Annotated in this window: 15 protein-coding genes; 8 read left to right on the forward strand and 7 right to left on the reverse strand. The window is 52.7% G+C overall.

Annotation, left to right across the window (positions count from 1 at the left end; all coding sequences use genetic code 11):
* Nucleotides 1-55: 55 nt before the first annotated feature.
* A complete protein-coding gene (locus MKY12_RS10835) occupies nucleotides 56-1117 on the forward strand; it encodes a LuxR C-terminal-related transcriptional regulator (protein ID WP_339313760.1) in 1062 nt (353 codons plus the stop codon).
* A 129-nt stretch (nucleotides 1118-1246) separates the two neighbouring features.
* Here MKY12_RS10835 and MKY12_RS10840 read toward each other — a convergent pair whose 3' ends face one another.
* The 5 genes from MKY12_RS10840 to MKY12_RS10860 form a co-directional block, all read right to left on the reverse strand.
* Nucleotides 1247-1789 carry an NADPH-dependent FMN reductase gene (locus MKY12_RS10840; protein ID WP_339313761.1) on the reverse strand — a complete coding sequence of 181 codons (543 nt, stop codon included), beginning with the start codon at nucleotides 1787-1789 and terminating at the stop codon, nucleotides 1247-1249.
* A gap of 196 nt (nucleotides 1790-1985) precedes the next feature.
* Nucleotides 1986-2936: a 2-keto-3-deoxygluconate permease gene (locus tag MKY12_RS10845; protein ID WP_339313762.1), complete on the reverse strand. Its 951-nt coding sequence runs from the start codon at nucleotides 2934-2936 to the stop codon at nucleotides 1986-1988.
* A gap of 5 nt (nucleotides 2937-2941) precedes the next feature.
* Nucleotides 2942-4399, reverse strand: a complete 1458-nt coding sequence (locus tag MKY12_RS10850) for a family 1 glycosylhydrolase (RefSeq protein WP_339313763.1) — start codon at nucleotides 4397-4399, stop codon at nucleotides 2942-2944.
* A 28-nt stretch (nucleotides 4400-4427) separates the two neighbouring features.
* Complete coding sequence (locus MKY12_RS10855) at nucleotides 4428-6335, reverse strand: beta-glucoside-specific PTS transporter subunit IIABC (protein WP_339313764.1); 1908 nt, start codon at nucleotides 6333-6335, stop codon at nucleotides 4428-4430.
* 139 nt (nucleotides 6336-6474) lie between these two features.
* Nucleotides 6475-7305, reverse strand: a complete 831-nt coding sequence (locus MKY12_RS10860) for a PRD domain-containing protein (RefSeq protein WP_339313765.1) — start codon at nucleotides 7303-7305, stop codon at nucleotides 6475-6477.
* Between the two features lie 348 nt (nucleotides 7306-7653).
* Between MKY12_RS10860 and MKY12_RS10865 the strand changes: the two genes are divergently transcribed.
* Nucleotides 7654-8700: an aromatic ring-hydroxylating dioxygenase subunit alpha gene (locus tag MKY12_RS10865; protein ID WP_036729879.1), complete on the forward strand. Its 1047-nt coding sequence runs from the start codon at nucleotides 7654-7656 to the stop codon at nucleotides 8698-8700.
* Nucleotides 8701-8814: 114 nt separating this feature from the next.
* Here MKY12_RS10865 and MKY12_RS10870 read toward each other — a convergent pair whose 3' ends face one another.
* Entirely contained in the window at nucleotides 8815-9420 is a 606-nt protein-coding gene (locus tag MKY12_RS10870) for a histidine phosphatase family protein (RefSeq protein WP_339313766.1), read from the reverse strand.
* A gap of 178 nt (nucleotides 9421-9598) precedes the next feature.
* Complete coding sequence (locus tag MKY12_RS10875; protein ID WP_339313767.1) at nucleotides 9599-10567, reverse strand: zinc-binding alcohol dehydrogenase family protein; 969 nt, start codon at nucleotides 10565-10567, stop codon at nucleotides 9599-9601.
* A 175-nt stretch (nucleotides 10568-10742) separates the two neighbouring features.
* On the opposite strand from MKY12_RS10875, the gene MKY12_RS10880 reads away from it, so the two are divergent.
* The 6 genes from MKY12_RS10880 to MKY12_RS10905 all read left to right on the forward strand — a co-directional run bounded on the left by MKY12_RS10880 (nucleotide 10743) and on the right by MKY12_RS10905 (nucleotide 16981).
* A complete protein-coding gene (locus tag MKY12_RS10880) occupies nucleotides 10743-11198 on the forward strand; it encodes a MarR family transcriptional regulator (RefSeq protein ID WP_209875689.1) in 456 nt (151 codons plus the stop codon).
* A gap of 47 nt (nucleotides 11199-11245) precedes the next feature.
* Complete coding sequence (locus MKY12_RS10885) at nucleotides 11246-11596, forward strand: metalloregulator ArsR/SmtB family transcription factor (RefSeq protein WP_339255713.1); 351 nt, start codon at nucleotides 11246-11248, stop codon at nucleotides 11594-11596.
* A 356-nt stretch (nucleotides 11597-11952) separates the two neighbouring features.
* Nucleotides 11953-12618, forward strand: coding sequence for a TetR/AcrR family transcriptional regulator (locus MKY12_RS10890; RefSeq protein ID WP_339313768.1), 666 nt, complete (start codon nucleotides 11953-11955; stop codon nucleotides 12616-12618).
* Entirely contained in the window at nucleotides 12611-13891 is a 1281-nt protein-coding gene (locus MKY12_RS10895; RefSeq protein WP_036730223.1) for an MFS transporter, read from the forward strand. Before MKY12_RS10890 ends, MKY12_RS10895 begins: the two co-directional genes overlap by 8 nt.
* A 3-nt stretch (nucleotides 13892-13894) precedes the next feature.
* A complete protein-coding gene (locus MKY12_RS10900; protein WP_339313769.1) occupies nucleotides 13895-16213 on the forward strand; it encodes an ABC transporter permease in 2319 nt (772 codons plus the stop codon).
* A 9-nt stretch (nucleotides 16214-16222) separates the two neighbouring features.
* Nucleotides 16223-16981, forward strand: coding sequence for an ABC transporter ATP-binding protein (locus MKY12_RS10905; RefSeq protein ID WP_339313771.1), 759 nt, complete (start codon nucleotides 16223-16225; stop codon nucleotides 16979-16981).
* Nucleotides 16982-17032: the final 51 nt, after the last annotated feature.

The raw sequence follows: 17032 nt of genomic DNA on the forward strand, positions 1-17032 counted from the left end.
GCTAAGGCGGGCGGCAGACTATCCCACATTTGTGGGATTTCGGGGAGGACAGAAGATGAACAAGGGAGTACATAGCCTATTACAGCTTGACCCTGTCCGGGGTGGTCCGGTTCTGGATTCACAGCAGTACCGCGAAGCGGTAATTGCCAGGCTCCGCCTGCTGGTTCCGTTCGCTGCGGCCTGTTGTACGACAGTAGACCCGCACACGCTTTTAACCACAGGGGCAGTCACGGAGCAGGGACTTGAAGAGGTTCATCCGCTATTGTTCGAATATGAATATCTGCATGAGGATTATATGAAGTATGAGCAGTTAGCGGTGTCGGATATTCCGGCAGTCTGCTTAAGCGGAGTGACCGGGGGAAGCCTGGAGAAAAGCGCGCGGTACCGCAAGGTGCTGCAGCCCGCCGGATTCGGGGATGAGCTGCGCGTAGCGCTGCGCACAGGCGGGGTCTGCTGGGGGTTCCTGACCTTATTCCGTCAGTTGGGCCAGCCGGCGTTTCAGGAGCAGGAATGTGCCTTGTTGGCTTCGGTAGCTTCGCTGATCGCTGAACGTCTGCGTGCGTATTCCTCTATCCTGCCGGTATCCGGAGCGGACCGGGTAGTGCCGGAGGATAACGGTATTCTGGTGCTGAGTGAGCGGCTGGTCCCGGTCAGTGCGAATGCAGCAGCCCGTTATTGGCTGAAGCAGATCTGGAACCTGGAGCAGCTGGAAGAAGGGCAGCTTCCAGGCCCGGTGCGTGCCGTCTGCCTGCGGGTGCTCGGCGCGAAGAAGCCCGCCGGAGCCGGGACTTCTCAGGCAAGAATAAGTCTTCCAATCGGAGACGGGGCGTATCTGACGGTTACCGCAAGCCTGCTTGGCGGCCCGCAGACACAGCTCGCTGTATCCTTGGTAAGTGCCCGCTCCGGCGATGTTTTCCGGCTGCTGGCCGAAGCCTTCGCCCTGACCGCGCGGGAGAAGGAGCTGGCAGAGCTGCTGGCGCTGGGGTTATCGACCAAGGAGCTGGCCGAATCGCTGCATATCTCCGCCTACACGGTACAGGATCATTTGAAATCCATTTTCGCCAAGACAGGCGTATCCAGCCGCAGAGAGCTGATCAGCCGGCTGCTTCCGCGATAAGGGTCGAGAATTACTTATGTGAATTACTAATGTAGAACAAATAAGGGGAATCTCCACAGCCTTTGGCTGGAGATTCCCCTTGCTTCATGTTCGGACTTGTATAGATCTGGAACTGCTTCGAATGAATTCTTACTGGCGCAGTGTCTTCAGCGCGCCGCTCCAGGCCAAGACCTGATCCAGCATAGCGTTGACGTTGGCAGCATGCAGGTCAGCCGGCTTGAACACCGAGCCGTTCTCGAAGTCGGTGAACAGCGAGAGCAGCGGGTGGACACGAACATCGGCGACGGACAATTCGCCGAGAATACCGCGCAGATGCTCAGCGGCGCGGGCGCCACCGGCGGAGCCGTAGCTGACGATTCCGGCAGCCTTGTTGTTCCATTCTTCGCGGGCAGAATCCAGTGCGTTCTTCAGTGCACCGGAGAGACTGTGGTTATATTCCTGAACGATGAATACGAATCCGTCCAGGGTAGCCAGCTTAGCTGCCCAAGCCTGAGCTTCAGCGTAGCTGTCGCTCTCCCCGAGCAGCGGCAGCTTGAAGTCAGCAATATCTACGATTTCGTAATTAGCATCTCCACGGGCATCAGCGATCCCCTTCACCCATTCGCCTACCTGCGGGCTAACGCGGCCCTGGCGTGTGCTTCCAAGAATAATTCCGATATTAAGTGCTGTCATTGTAATTCCTCCTCGAATTTTGTTTTCCGTAATTTGTTTTGCTTGATATGTTTTTTATTATAGCTGATAACTTTAATAAAGCAAGTGAAATTTTGAAACCTAGTTAAATTTTTAGCTAAAAATTAAAGCGGCCCAATCGCAGACCCGAATCTGGGAAGGCAATGGACCGCAATTGGTATTATGTCTCTGGTTGCAGCTAATGGCCGGCTTCGGCCGAGTTCACTTTTCCAGCCAGCCGTTTAACCACATAAGGTATGGTGATGGAAGTCAGGATAACAGTAAAAGCAATCTGTGCTATAGCTGTATCCGCATAAGGAGCATAAGCCGGGTTAAAACCGGCAGCCATCCCGGGCACAACCATCGATAGACCGGCGACTGAACAGGTAGCCGCCGCTGCATACCCCGGGCGTTTTAACAAGTGACGGTCAATCATAACCAGCGGCAGCAGACAAAGCAGGAAGAAGAGTAAGGTTAGCAGCAGGCCGGATAAGCTCGACCGGAAGGCCAGGCTAAGGTTGATGCTAGACCCGAAGCTGATGCCGAGGAATGGCAATAGGATCACTGTTCCCGGAGCAAACATCCTCTGAAGGTTAGCATCAAGATTGCCAAGCAGTATACCTACGGCAAAAGGGAGCAGCGTGGCCGCCACGCTAAGATAATCAATTCCTGCCCCGCTGGCCGAGTTCAGAATCATGACCGGAATGACCGGAACGGCGATCAGGTTCAAAATACCAAAGGCTCCCTGATCCATTTCATCTCCGTAGGAATTCATCAGCGCCAGGTAAAGGCCCGGATTGCAGCTAGTCAGCACTGCGATGAAGGCAATGGCAGAAATGCCGGCAAAGCCCTCGATGCCGAATCCATAAACGAATGCCCATCCAAACATCCAGGCGATCAGGATTCTTGCCAGAACATGCACCCCGGCGCGCTTCAGTGTAGCAGGGAGCAGGCGGAGGTCCAACTGCGTCCCGGATACAAACAGGATCAAGCCGATAAGCACCATCGTTCCTCTGGAGGTAAACAGAGCGGTTGTAGGATCACCAATGCCGAACAGCTGCGGAAACACCGTGTTGACGGCGGCTGCCAGCAGCATGGGGACGATGAGCAGACCGCCAGGTATTTTTTGGACAGACCGTAGTATATTCATACTGCCTACAGCTCGGCCCCGTTCGTCCGGATAACATTCTGATACCAATAGAAGGAATCCTTGCGGGTTCTCTTCATCGTCCCGTTGCCGTAGTCATCCTGATCCACATAGATGAACCCGTAACGTTTGCTCATTTCCGAGGTAGAAGAGCTGATCATGTCAATCGGCCCCCACATGGTATAGCCTATCATTTCGACACCATCCTGAATGGCCAGCCCCATCTGTTCGATATGTTTTCTCAAGAATTCTATGCGGTAAGGATCGTTCACAGTACCGTCTTCATTCAACTTGTCGTAGAAGCCTGAGCTGTTCTCCAGAATGAACACAGGCTTGTGGTAGCGGTCATACACCAGATTCAACGTATACCGCAGCCCCACCGGGTCGATTTGCCAGCCCCACTCATTTTCCGGCAAATGCGGGTTTTTATAGACACTGTGTACGTTGCCTGCCGTCAGTTCGAGCTGCTCTGTGTCACTGCTGGAGATCATGGAGTTGTAGTAGGACATACCGACGTAATCCGCCGTATGTGCACGGATGCTATCCAGATCGCCATCCTCGATGTGCAGCGTGATATTTTTGTCTTTGAAATAAGTCTTGGCGTAATAAGGATATTCGCCCAGGTTCAAGACATCGAGGAAGAACTGGTTTTTCATCTGGTCATCCTTCTGCATCTGGAGGGCATCCTCCGGTTTGCAGGTGTACGGATAGGTCGTGAAGTAAGCGACCATGCTGCCGATTTGGTTACCCGGATCAATCTCATGCGCCAGTCTGGTCGCTCTAGAGGCTGCCACGAACTGATGGTGTAACCCCTGGAACAGCATTTCCTCATAATTCGGTGCATCGTATTCGATAATTCCGAGCGTTTTTGCTCCGGCTTTGACACTCATATTGATCTCATTGAACGTAACCCAATACTTTACTTTGCCCTTGTAACGCTTGAATAACACCTCGCAGTAGTTGACATATAAGTCCACCAGCCTGCGGTTATACCAGCCGCCGAATTTGTCAATCAGCACGATCGGCGTATCGAAATGGCTAATGGTGATCAGCGGCTCCATGCCGTGCTTCAGGCACTCCTCAATCACCTGATCGTAGAATTGCAATGCCTTCTCGTTCGGGGCGGCATCGTCTCCGCCCGGGAATACACGGGCCCATGCGATGGAGTAACGGAAGACCTTGAAGCCCATTTCGGCGAACAGAGCGATATCCTCACGGAACGTGTGGTAAAAGTCGATGCCGCGGCGTTTTGGATATTTAATCGTATCCGGATCGTTTTTGGCCTCTTCAATCATCTCGCGGTTAATCTTCATCTGCTTGGTTACTTTACGATCGTTATTGGAGTTGAATTTCATCACATCAGGAATGGTCAGGCTCTTGCCGTCTATATTGTAAGCACCCTCCGCCTGACAGGCGGAGAGAGCGCCTCCCCACAGGAAGCCTTCCGGAAATAGAGATTGTGTCATGATATTGTTCCTCCTTGATTGGTATGAGTTATGGAATCAGTTTGAGCAGTGCTCCGCTTTCTTGGATGGGACCGCTATCTGAGGCCGTCAGTACATCGGCGAACTGCTGCATATTGGTCACGACAATAGAGGTAATTGTAGGGTAGCCATCGGCAATAATTCCTTCGGAATCGAATTCCACCAGCAGGTCGCCTGCCTGAATGGATTGACCTTGCTCTACATAGGATTTGAAATGCTTGCCTTTCAGGCTCACCGTATTTACGCCGATATGAATCAGTATTTCCACGCCGTTCGCTGCTTTAAGCCCGATGGCGTGTTTGGTTCTGTACAATGCCTCAACCACTCCGTCAAAAGGTGCGTACACTCTGCCTTCACTTGGCACGATGGCAATGCCTTTACCCATCAGCTCCTGAGAAAAGGCTTGGTCCTCAACCTCGGCTAACGGCTTAATTTCACCTGTCATCGGGCTGACGATCAGCATACCAGCGGTATCCGCAGCGCGGGATGCCGAAGGGGTGGCATCCTGAGCGGATGCCGGCGAAGCGGCATTCTTCTTAGCCTTCGTAGTGGCTTGCCCGTCCGCATCTTCCTTGATGCCTGCGAGCAAGGTGAATACAAATCCCAGAACGACTGCTGCGATGGACCCGATCACAATGTAGACGTAACGGTCTGCTGTATACGTTCCCAGGGCCAAGACTCCCGGAAGGGCGATGGCATTTGCACTCGCATGAACAATACTGTAGAAACCGCCTACGATTCCGGCTGCCGCACACCCGGCAAAGAACGGCCGTTTGTAACGAAGATTAACGCCGTAAATCGCCGGCTCGGTAATACCGAACAGGGCGGTGAAACCGCTTGACCCGGCTGCGGATTTCATCGTATTGCTCTTGGTGAGAACGAAAACACCGAAGGCGGCTCCCGCCTGGGCCAGGTTAGCTGCAAGAGAGGCCGGCAGCAGCATGGTCGAGCCTATGCTGGCAATCTGTTGAATCTGGATCGGCATAATGGCGTAATGCATGCCAAACATAACCATAATGGGCTTGAAGAACCCGAGAATCGTACCTGCCAATACGCCAACGGTTGCATACAGGTAGTTGATGCCGTCGGTCAGCCAAGTACCGATATAAGAGCCGACCGGTCCAAGTACGATCAGTTCCAGCGGGATCATGATGAACAATACAATCATTGGAGTTAAGAGCACCCGCAGAAACTTGGGAATGAATTTGTCCACTACAGGGTAGAGGTAGCTCATGACCCACACGCCCAGAATGATTGGAATCACCGACGAGGAATATTTCATCAGCAGGATCGGCATGCCGAGGAAATCGATTGTTTTCACGCCGGTTTCGGCAATTTTGGCTGCGCCATCCAGAATCACGGGATGCATTAATCCGGCAGCAAGCGCAACGGCCAGATACGGATTGGTTTTAAATTTCTGGGCAGCACTTACAGCGATGAAGAAGGGCAGGAAGTAGAAAATCAGATCGCCAATCATATTGACGATGGACAGGAACCCGGAGCCTTCCATCCATCCTAGCGCTGCCAATACTGTAGCCACGCACTTGATCATACCGCAGCCGATCAAGGCCGGGAGCACTGGAGTGAAGATGCCTGCAATCGTCTCAAGGACCACATTTACCGGATTTTGTTTCTTTTTGGGAGCTGCATCCCCGTCTTCGCTCTGGAGGTTCTCCGAGGTGAGATTGCGCAGCTCAGCATACACAGCATCTACCTTGTTCCCGACCACCACTTGAACCTGCCCGCCTGCATTCTGCGCCTTCAGTACGCCTTCGAGTCGGTCCAGCGCCTTCAGATCGGCCTTTCTGTCTTCTTTAAGCACGAATCTCAGCCGTGTTGCACAGTGGGTGAGCGATGAGATATTACGTTCGCCGCCTACAAGCTCCAGTACATTTTGGGCCAATTCCTTGTTGTTCATGACCATTCTCCTTACATAAAGTAGTCTGGGAATAAAAAAATGACCAAGCCAAGGGAATCGTCATTCCCGTGTGCTTGGTCATGCCTGATCGAATCAGTAACAGTCCAATTCATAGTATGCAATTATCGGGCAGGGCCGGCTAGTCGTTGGAGATTAACCTTTGAATGTGAAGAATCAGATACAGCTTCTCATCATTGGTGCAGCTCCAGCCGTAATTGTTCTGCAGGAATGCCGCGATCTTCTCCACACACTCCAGTTCACGCGGGAATTTCTCTGTTACCATCTCAAACAACGCTTCATTCTCTTTCTTCAGCGACTTGCCGCTCATCTGCCGCATGATGAAATAGCGGACATGGGTGGCGAAGCGCATGAAGTGAATGGACTCTTCCTCAAAATCAATTTTCAGCGCGTATTTGATGATGGACAGCATCTCGCCGGTAACGGTGGTAATTTTGGTTGTATCGCTCATTTCTCCAGACCCCACCTGGGCATTCACAAAATGTAAGGCAATCAGGGTCGTTTCGGCTGCCGGGAGGCGGACTCCCGCTGTAGCTTCAATTAACCGGACTGCAGCTTCACCTACACGGGTCTCATCCGGGTATAGGGTGCGCACTTCCCATTCCAGCGGATTCTTGATGGAGACACCTTCACGGGTACGGGCCAGAGCGAAGCTTATATGGTCAGAGAGAGTGAGCAGCAGATTGGTATTGAACGTCTTATGGAGAATGTCGCTGCCCATGGTAATGACTTCTTCCGCCAGATAGATATGCTCAATCGGAATGCTGTTCAACAAGTCGTACATGCGGATGTTTTTGGGAGCGACAAAGATTTTCTCCACCACCATATCGGTTTCAGTCAACTGATAGGGGGTCTTTAGGAAACCAACGCCCTTGCCAACCACAAACACTTCCTCATTGTTGTCATTAATAGCAATAGCTACATTGTTGTTCACTTTTTTGATGACCTTCATACATACTCACCTCCCCGCCAAATAAAAATGACCGAAAAGGATTACAAAAAAATGTAATCGTTTTCGGTCATGCCTGGTTGCCCAGTAACAGTCCGTGTAAGGAATATAACCTTATTATAATCAGCAGCTTCGAAATGTCAATCATGCATTTTATGGGTATTAGAAATCAATTTATATGTCATTTTGCATAACATTGAATGGCTGGTTTTAGGCTCGGATACAAAATATTCAGCGAAATAATTGATTGTCATGATGAAATTAGCTTAAAATACACTCAACAAGTCAGTTATTCTGACATATAATTAAGGAATCTTATGTATCTATAATATATGGAGAGGTGGGGCAGCCATGATAGAGGAAAAGAAACGGCAGGCAGAGCTTGAACTCCCGCGTGATTGCACCTTCTCGCCAGAAGACTGGCGTATTCTGGCCCAGTACTGGTATCCGGTGGCTACAGCAGCTGAGGTACAGGATCAGCCGGTGGCCGTGAAGCTGCTGGATATGAAGCTGGTATGCTACCGCAGCGGAGGCAAGGTGGTTATTGCCCGGGATCTGTGTTTTCACCGGGGAGCACCGCTGAGTAAGGGATGGGTGGAGAACGGGGAGATTGTCTGCCCGTATCACGGGTTCCGCTATAATTGTGAGGGGAAATGTACTGCGGTACCGGCACATCCAAGCGCCAAAATCTCGCCCAAATTGAAATTGATTGTCTATCCGGCCATCGAACGCTACGGTCTGATCTGGACCTGCCTGGCAGATGCGCCGGAGCAGATTCCCGCCTTCCCGGCCTGGGATGATCCCGACTATATTAATATTCTGATCCCGAGCTTCGATATTGCCGGCTCGTCCGGGCGGCAGATGGAAGGCTTCCTTGATGTATCCCATTTCGCTTACGTGCATACGGCAACCTTCGGTGACCGCAATAATACAGAGGTCCCCCAGTACAAGGTGTGGCGTGAAGGGGAGACGGAGCTGGTGGCCGAATACTGGAGCACGGTCAGCAACTATGGCAAAGGGCAGGAGAATCCTGCGCCGGAAGGCTTCCAGTGGCTGCGGGAGTTCCGTGTATTCGCACCGTTCGCCGCTTCGCTAACTGTCTATTTCCCGGATGAGGGCAGGCTGAAGATTCTGAACTGTGCTTCTCCGGTGTCGGCCCGTTATACCCGGCTGTTCTGCCCGATCTCGCGGAATTTTGACAAGAACGCCCCCTTGGAGGACACGGTGAAATTCAATCTGCAGGTGTTCCAGGAGGATGCGGAGATGGTGGAGTCGCAGACGCCGGAGGATCTCCCGCTGGATCTGCAGGCTGAAGCCCATATTCCGGCAGACCGCACCTCCATTGCTTATAGACAGCTGCTAAGCAGTCTAGGGCTGGGGCAGAATTATACGTCCTGAGCATTATTAACAGCACACGCCCGGCAGCAGAGAGCAGAAGCTCGTCAGCCGGGCGTGTGCTGTTGTGTTGATTGGGTCTAGGCTGCCTGCGTAACTTCGAGTCAGCGGCGGCAGCTAGACCGTATAATTTTCCAGAGAAAGGCTCCATCTTCCGTCCACAAGCTCAATTCTGTGCAGGCTGGCATAGGAAGCCGGGAATTTACTGCCACGGTTATTCCAATCGATCCCTTTGATGATGTGATAGATGATATTTATGACACCGCCGTGTGTAACAATAATTATGTTATCATCGGGGCTGCTGTCCGAATGCTCTTCGCAGAGCCGGGTGAAGGTCTCTTGAATACGGGTGAAGAAATCGAGCGGACTCTCTCCGTCAGGGTAACACTCGTCCATCCGCAGTCCTGAGAAGTATAAGCCGGGGTACCGTTCATTGACGATTTCGTTCGGCATACCGGCGATCACACCATTGTTCATCTCCCGCCAGTCCATACTGCGCTCTAAGGGTAACTCCAGCTCTCTTGCCAGCTCGCCGGCTGTATCCAGCGCCCGCTGCAAATCGCTGCTAACTATACGTTGTATAGGGAATGAAGCCGAATTCTCTCTCAAAAAACGGCCAAGTTTCTCGGCTTGTCGGTAACCCTGGGTATTCAGCCCCCGCTGGCTCCATCCGCCGCGATATCCTTCGTCATCCTTGCCGTGTCTTACCAGATATATCGCCAACTGCTCCTCGGCCCCCTGTTCTATGATGCGTAAGTATGATTCCTTAAAAGGTTCCTTCAAAAAGGATATCCTGCTAAGTCTATCACTTACTTTCCAGAATGTTCAAGAACAGAAGTTACAGTAGGAGTAACGTAGCTTGACAATACCTGGACACAGCTTGCTTGGAGGGTTCGGGAAACTACTTGTTGTGCGGCACGAAGACAATACGCTGCTGATTGTCTGGCGGATTCTTCCATACTTGTTCAATCTGAGATAACGGATAAATGATAGGGTTCGCTGTAAGCTGACCCTCTGCAATCGCTTGGATCAACGCCGGGAATTCGGCCAGATATCCGGCAGGCGTAACGGACCCCTGGCCGCTGCCGATGATCTGGAAGTTGGCAGAACGGAGTGCAGCGGAAGGAATCGCGGCGTCCGCGCCTGCCATGGAACCGATCTGAATCCAGGTTAACAGCCGGCTGCGGTCGGACCGGCGGGTTAATATCGGGAGCATGGAGAGTGCAGCAGGATCACCCCACAGATAGTCGAGAACGATATCCACTTCAGCTGAGGCTTCGCCGAGGTTCCGGGCCACTGCCCCGGGATCTCCGGTAAGCGATATGACTACATCTGCACCATGCTGTGTAAGCGAACGCAGACGTTCCGGGTTCCGCCCGGCAGCGATGATCTGACTGGCTCCCATAAGCTTGGCGATCTGCACGGCCATCTGCCCGGAGTTGCCGGTAGCACCCAGAATAAGAACCTTGAACCCGGGCTTAGCCTGAACGCGGCGGCGGAGAGTTACCCAGGAGGACATGGCCGGATTCATCGCGGCGGCGATGAGCACGGGATCAGCATCTCCGGGTAGCGGGACAGCACGGCGAAGATCGATGAGGGTCTGGTCTGCGAACGATCCCAGGGCATTATCGGGGGCTACAAAATAGACCAGCTTGCCATCCGGGAGCCGTCCCACGCCGTCAATTCCTGGGATTAACGGAAGTTCATCCGTACTCGTGTAGTGAGAACCATTGGCTTGTGCCCGGACCCGGAGATGTAATCCGGCAGCCAGCACATCCACCAGAGCTTCGTGTTCTCCTGAAGGTACCGGAGCTTCAACCTTTTCGTATTTCGGACCTGAATCGAATGATCTTACAATAGCAGCGTACATAAATAGGCCTCCATTTACCCGGATAGTTACCCGGGTGAGTGTTTTGGTTTGTGAAACAAACTAAAAGGTTTGTAATACAAACAATAATAGTTTGTATTACGTACAAAGTCAACGTCTGCTGTGGTACAATAGGAGCGAACAGGTCTGAAATATACAAAAGTGCGGAGTGAAATCAATGAGCGGTTACGATAATTCTTTTGATAAGCTGGATGATCTGTCGATGGTAGACAGCCTTGTGCAGCTATCCTTCCTGGTGCAGAATATCCTTGCCCGGATAGGAACGGAGCATGATCTGTCGATCATTCAGATCCGTCTGCTGGGGATACTGCGCGACCGGGAGCCGGGAATGCTGCAGCTGGCCAAGCATCTGGGCCTCGACAAATCCAGTATTACAGGGCTCGTTGACCGGGCGCAGCGCCGCGGGCTGGTAGAGCGTACCGTATCAGAGAGTGACCGGCGGGCATTCAATGTGAGGGCTACTCCGGCAGGCTGGAAGATTATTCACGAGGTCGGGGAGCAGATCGAGCGGCAGATTACGGCGGTAACCGATGGTCTTACCGGGGAGGAGCGGGCACAGATAATAGCCCTGGCCAGCAAGATTCTGGTCACTGCTCCAGGGATGAGCCGCTGAACGAAACGATAGGATTCGTGACGATGAAGCACATAGGAGGGATTTTCATGGATCAGGAGCTTATGAATGAGCTGGCATCTCAATTCAAGAATTCGCTGAAGGTGCTGAACGCGGTCGGTGCCGAGACCCGGCAAGCCATTCTGATGGCCTTGCTGCAAGGGCCGCAAGATCCGGGCATGCGTGTAGGCGAGATAAGAGGGATCACCCATTTTTCCCGTCCGGTCGTGTCCCATCATCTTAGAATATTGTTAGAGGCCGGAATTGTTAGCGTCCGAAAAGACGGCACCCGCAACTATTACCGGCTGGACTCCGGAAGCAAGCTGATGGTGCTCAAAAGCTTGGTGAGCGGGCTGGAGAAGGTTCTGGCACAATGCGAGCGTGAGGCAGGGATTCTCTGATTATGGAGAATCCCTGCTGTGCGGTATGCGGAAAACCGAATACAATCGCTGCTGTGAGGTGCGTGGGTGCACAGGACAAATGTATATGCAAAATTTAAGCTACCTTGTTTCAGAAAAGCATGCTATGCTATAATCACTTACCGACAGACAGTCGGTCAGTAAATAATTCATTACAGATCAAGTTACGGTTACAGCCGGAGTTCCAGCAAAGTTCCAGCCAAAGCTAAAACCAAAGTTGCATCCACAGCTACATCCAAAGTTACAGCCAAGGTTACACCCAAAATTACATGTACACTTACAATCACAGTTACTCCCAAACTTAGTATCATCCCACCTTCACATAAGGAGACATGACCATGAGAGTTGTAAAAGAAGCAGAAGCCCGCAGAAATGAGATTCTGGATGCAGCAGAGGAGCTGTTCGGACAGAAGGGCTTCGACGGTACCAGCACGGGCGATATTCTGGGCAAGGTCGGCATTGCGCGCGGGACACTGTATTATCACTTCAAGTCGAAGGAGGATATTATGGACGCGCTGATTGAGCGGACGAATGCCACTATCCTTCATGCCGCGCAGCAGATTGCTGAAGACAAGAGCATCCCCGTCATTGAGCGGATTCTCCGTGCGGTCATGGCGCTGAACATCAGCGGCGGAGACGGCAGCAGCACGGAGATTATGGAGCATATCCACAAGCCGCAGAATGCGCTGATGCACCAGAAGGTACAAAAGGCGGTCATCCGCAGCGTTCCGCCCATTCTGGCCTCCATCATCAGCGAGGGGATCGAGCAGGGGATATTCAATACGCCTTATCCGTATGAATGTATGGAGATGGTTGTGGTCTACGCCACCACCATTTTTGACCAAGATATGGTCGAAATGACGGAGGACGAGCGAATGTCACGCATTCTGGCCTTCATCGCCAATGTGGAAAGGCTGCTCGGTGCCGGGAGCGGAAGTCTGATGAGCGTGATGCAGATGTTCGGCGCCTCCGGTGGAGTGGAAGCGGGCAATGGTGATGAATAGATCCGGCACAGGCTTCGGCAGATTCCTGTTTTTGTGGTCAGGACAACTGATCTCAGCTATCGGCGGCGGGCTCACCGCGTTCGGGCTGGGGATATATACCTTACAGCAGACCGGGCAGGCTTCGGCTATGGCGCTGGTGACATTACTGGCATTCATGCCTTCCCTCCTACTCAGTCCAGTCGCTGGCGTGCTAGCGGACCGCTATGACCGCAGGCTGCTGATGGTGCTGGGGGATACGCTCTCTGCCTTAGGTCTGATCTATATTCTGGTCTGCCTGCTGAATGGAGATGCACAGCTGTGGCAGATCTGCTTAGGGGTGACTGTAAGCTCGGTATTCTCCTCCTTGCTTGATCCCGCCTATAAGGCTACGATAACGGATCTGCTTACCGAGGAGCAGTATACGAAAGCCAGCGGGTTTGTGCAGATTGCCGGCTCCGCCAAATATCTGATTTCGCCGCTCATTGCCGGGCTGCTGCTTACAGTCTCTGATGTGAAGCTGCTGCTGATTATCGACATCTGTACTTTTTTTCTAACCGTGCCTACTACGCTTGCGGTCCGCAGCGGTCTTACCTCCAAGAAGACGGAGCAGGCACCGGCCTTTATCCGTGAATTTCAAGAAGGCTGGAGAGCAGTCTCCGGGAATCGGGGAGTACTGGTGCTGGTGATTATGACCTCGGTCATGACCTTCTTCATCGGGTTCATCGAGACCTTGTCGATGCCGATGATTCTGGCGTTCTCCAGCAGTGCGGTCCTGGGGACGCTTGAGACGGTCATGGCATCGGGAATGCTGGTGTCGAGTGTCATTATAGGGATGCTGCATATACAAAAAAATTTCGTACGCATGCTGACAGTGTCGCTTTTTTGCTCAGGAATCAGTATCGCCGTCTTCGGACTGCGTGAGAATATTGTGCTGATTGGCGCTGCCGGATTTATGTTTTTTGCCATGTTGCCCTTTACGAACACGGCCCTGGATTATCTGGTCCGCACCAATATTGACAATTCCGTTCAGGGGAGGGCCTGGTCATTGATCGGACTGCTCTCACAGCTGGGATTCGTGGCGGCTTATATGCTGGCAGGTGTGCTGGCAGACTACGTATTTACTCCCTTGCTGGTGAGCGGCGGAGTTCTGGCGGATAGTGTGGGGCGGATCATCGGCACTGGCAGCGGGCGGGGGATGGGACTTCTCATCATCATTGCCGGGCTGCTGTTAAGCGCTGCTTCGGTCATGATCTATCGGCTCAAATCCATTACAAGTCTTGAGAGCAGGGGGTAACTTATGTTTTACCGAATCATCCGCAGAGATATCCGTACAAGTAAGGGAATTACGCTCACGACTATGCTGTTCGTAGCAGCTGCAGCCATGCTCGTCTCTCTGTCAGCCATTCTGGTCGTCAATCTGAGCGGGGCCATCGATCATTTAATGACACAGGCGAAGACGCCGCATTTCCTGCAGATGCATTCCGGCCAGCTGGATCAAGCCCGGCTCAAGGCCTTTGCAGAGCAGAACAACAAGGTGGAAGAATACCAGGTGCTTGATTTCCTCAATGTAGAAGGCCCGAGGATTGTCATGGACGGGCATACGCTTGCGGACAGTGTTCAGGATAACGGCTTCAGCACACAGAGCGGGAAGTTTGATTATCTGCTTGATCTGGACGGGAATGTGATTGATGTACGGGGCGGCGAGGTGTATGTCCCGATCAGTTATATGAAGGATGGCTCCGTCAAGGCCGGAGGGAAGGTTACCGTGGGGGACACAAGTCTCACCGTAGCGGGGTTCCTGCGGGATTCACAGATGAACTCGCTGCTCGCTTCATCGAAGCGGTTCCTCGTCAGCACGGAGGATTATGCGGAGCTGGCGCAGTACGGAACCACGGAATATCTGATTGAGTTCAGATTGAAGGACCTGTCGATGCTGGGAGCCTTCGAGACCGACTATACCGCAGCAGGACTTGAGGGGAACGGTCCGGTGATTACATATCCCCTGTTCAGAGTGCTTAATGCGATCTCGGACGGGCTGATGATTGCGGTGATCCTGCTGGCGAGTGTGCTGGTTGTTATTATTGCTTTTCTATGTATACGGTTCACCCTCATGGCAACCATCGAGAGCGATTACCGGGAGATCGGTGTCATGAAGGCCATCGGCCTGCGCGTCTCGGATCTCAAAAAAATCTATCTGGCCAAATATGCAGCGATAGCAGCTCTGGGCAGTATCCTCGGCTTGGCATTATCGTTCAGCTTCAGAGGTCTGCTGCTTGAGAATATCAGGCTGTATATGGGCGAAAGTGCGCATCCGGCACTTGCTCTGGCCTGCGGCATCCTTGGCGTACTGCTCGTATTCCTCGTTATTGTTGCCTATGTGAACAGGGTGCTGAAGCGTTTCCGGAAGATTTCGGCGGTCGAAGCCATTCGTTTCGGTACATCCCAGCAGACACGGACGGGCTCAGGGCGGTTTACCTTGAGCGGCAACCGGCTGCTGAACACGAATGTCTACTTGGGCGTTAAGGATGTTTTGTCCAGAAAAAGTCTATACGCAACCATGCTTGCGGTGCTCGTCATCTCTTCCTTCCTTATGATTGTGCCCCAGAATCTCTATCATACGATCTCCTCTCCAAGCTTCATTACATACATGGGCATCGGTGACAGTGATCTGCGCATGGATATCCAGCAGACGGACCATATTGCAGAGAAGGCCGCAGATATTGCGCGGGTGATGGAGCAGGATGTGATGATCTTCCGTTTTGCCGTGCTGACCACTCAGGCGCTGAACGTGAAGCTGGACAATGGTGTCGTTGAGCGGATAAAGGTTGAGCTGGGTGACCATTCCATTTTTCCGGTTGCCTATGGTGAAGGACATGGCCCGGTTGCAGCGAATGAGATTGCCCTCTCCGCCGCGAATGCCAAGGAACTGGGCAAGCAAGCCGGTGATTCCCTGACCCTGCTCGTAGACGGAGAAGCGAAGGAGCTTACGGTGTCCGGGATTTATTCGGATGTGACCAACGGCGGAAAAACAGCCAAGGCCACCTTCACCACGACTTCTGATCAGGCCATGTGGGCCGTGATTTATGCGGAGCTTGCAGATTCCATGCTAATCAGCAGCAAGGTGAGCGAATATGCAGAGCGGTTCAGTTATGCGAAGGTGTCCGATATCGGGGAATATGTGACGCAGACCTTCGGCTCTACCATTAGCTCAGTCGGTAAGGCTGCATGGGCTGCTCTAGCCGTGATGCTGGTTCTGAATGTACTGATTACACTCTTGTTCATGCGGATGCTGGTAGCCAAGGACCGTTACTCTATAGCCGTCATGAAATCCATGGGCTTCCGGAATTCCGATCTGACTGTACAGTATTATGCACGTTCTATATTTGTGCTTGTGACCGGAATGGCTCTGGGCATCCTGCTGGCGAACACTCTGGGGCAGATTCTCGCCGGGGCTGTGATCTCCTCCTTCGGAGCTTCGTCGTTCAAGTTCGTGATCAATCCACTCTCGGCGTATCTGCTGTGTCCGCTGATCATGACCGGTTCTGTACTCATCGGGGCGGTTATCGGCACATCGGGCATCGGCCACATTCAAATATCCGGCAATATTAAGGAGTAGATCAAGAAGATGAAGAAGATTATTTCGGGTGAAAATATAACCAAACAATACGGCACCGGCGAGGAGCAGCGCAAGGTGCTGGACGAAGTATCCGTCGATATTCACGAAGGTGAATTCGTCTCGGTGATGGGACCTTCAGGCTCAGGGAAATCCACGCTGCTGTTTGCACTGAGCGGAATGGACCGGATCGACGGGGGCCTGGTTACTTTTGAGGGCAGGGATCTGGGGATACTTGAAGAGGATGAGCTTGCGGATCTCCGCAGAACGGAAATGGGCTTCGTGTTCCAGCAGCCGACGCTGATGAAGAATCTGAACATCCTGGATAATATCATTCTGCCGTCGATGCGCGGCAACCGGCGGAAGGTTGCCGCGATTACGGATAAGGCGCAGCAGCTTATGCAGAAGGTGGGCATCGCGGAGCTGGCGAAGCGTGATATCACGGAGGCTTCGGGCGGACAGCTGCAGCGGGCCGGCATTTGCCGCGCGCTGATGGGCAGTCCGCGCATTATTTTCGGGGATGAGCCGACCGGTGCGCTGAATCTGAAGGCAGCCGAGGAGATCATGGCCCTGCTGTCCGGAATCAATGAGGAAGGGACGGCCATCATGCTGGTCACCCATGATGCCACTGTGGCAGCCAGGACGCAGCGGATTATGTTCATGTGCGACGGCCGGATTGTCGATGAGATACGCCTGCCGAAATACAGCGGAGGAACGCTTGAGCCCCGCATGAACTTAATCACGGCAAAAATGCGGGAGAATGGGATTTAATATTGAAATGAACCATTAGCCCGGGCTGTTCGTATTATAGTTATTTGCTAA

The sequence above is a fragment of the Paenibacillus sp. FSL M7-0896 genome (assembly GCF_037975415.1).
GTDB lineage: Bacteria > Bacillota > Bacilli > Paenibacillales > Paenibacillaceae > Paenibacillus_AQ > Paenibacillus_AQ silagei.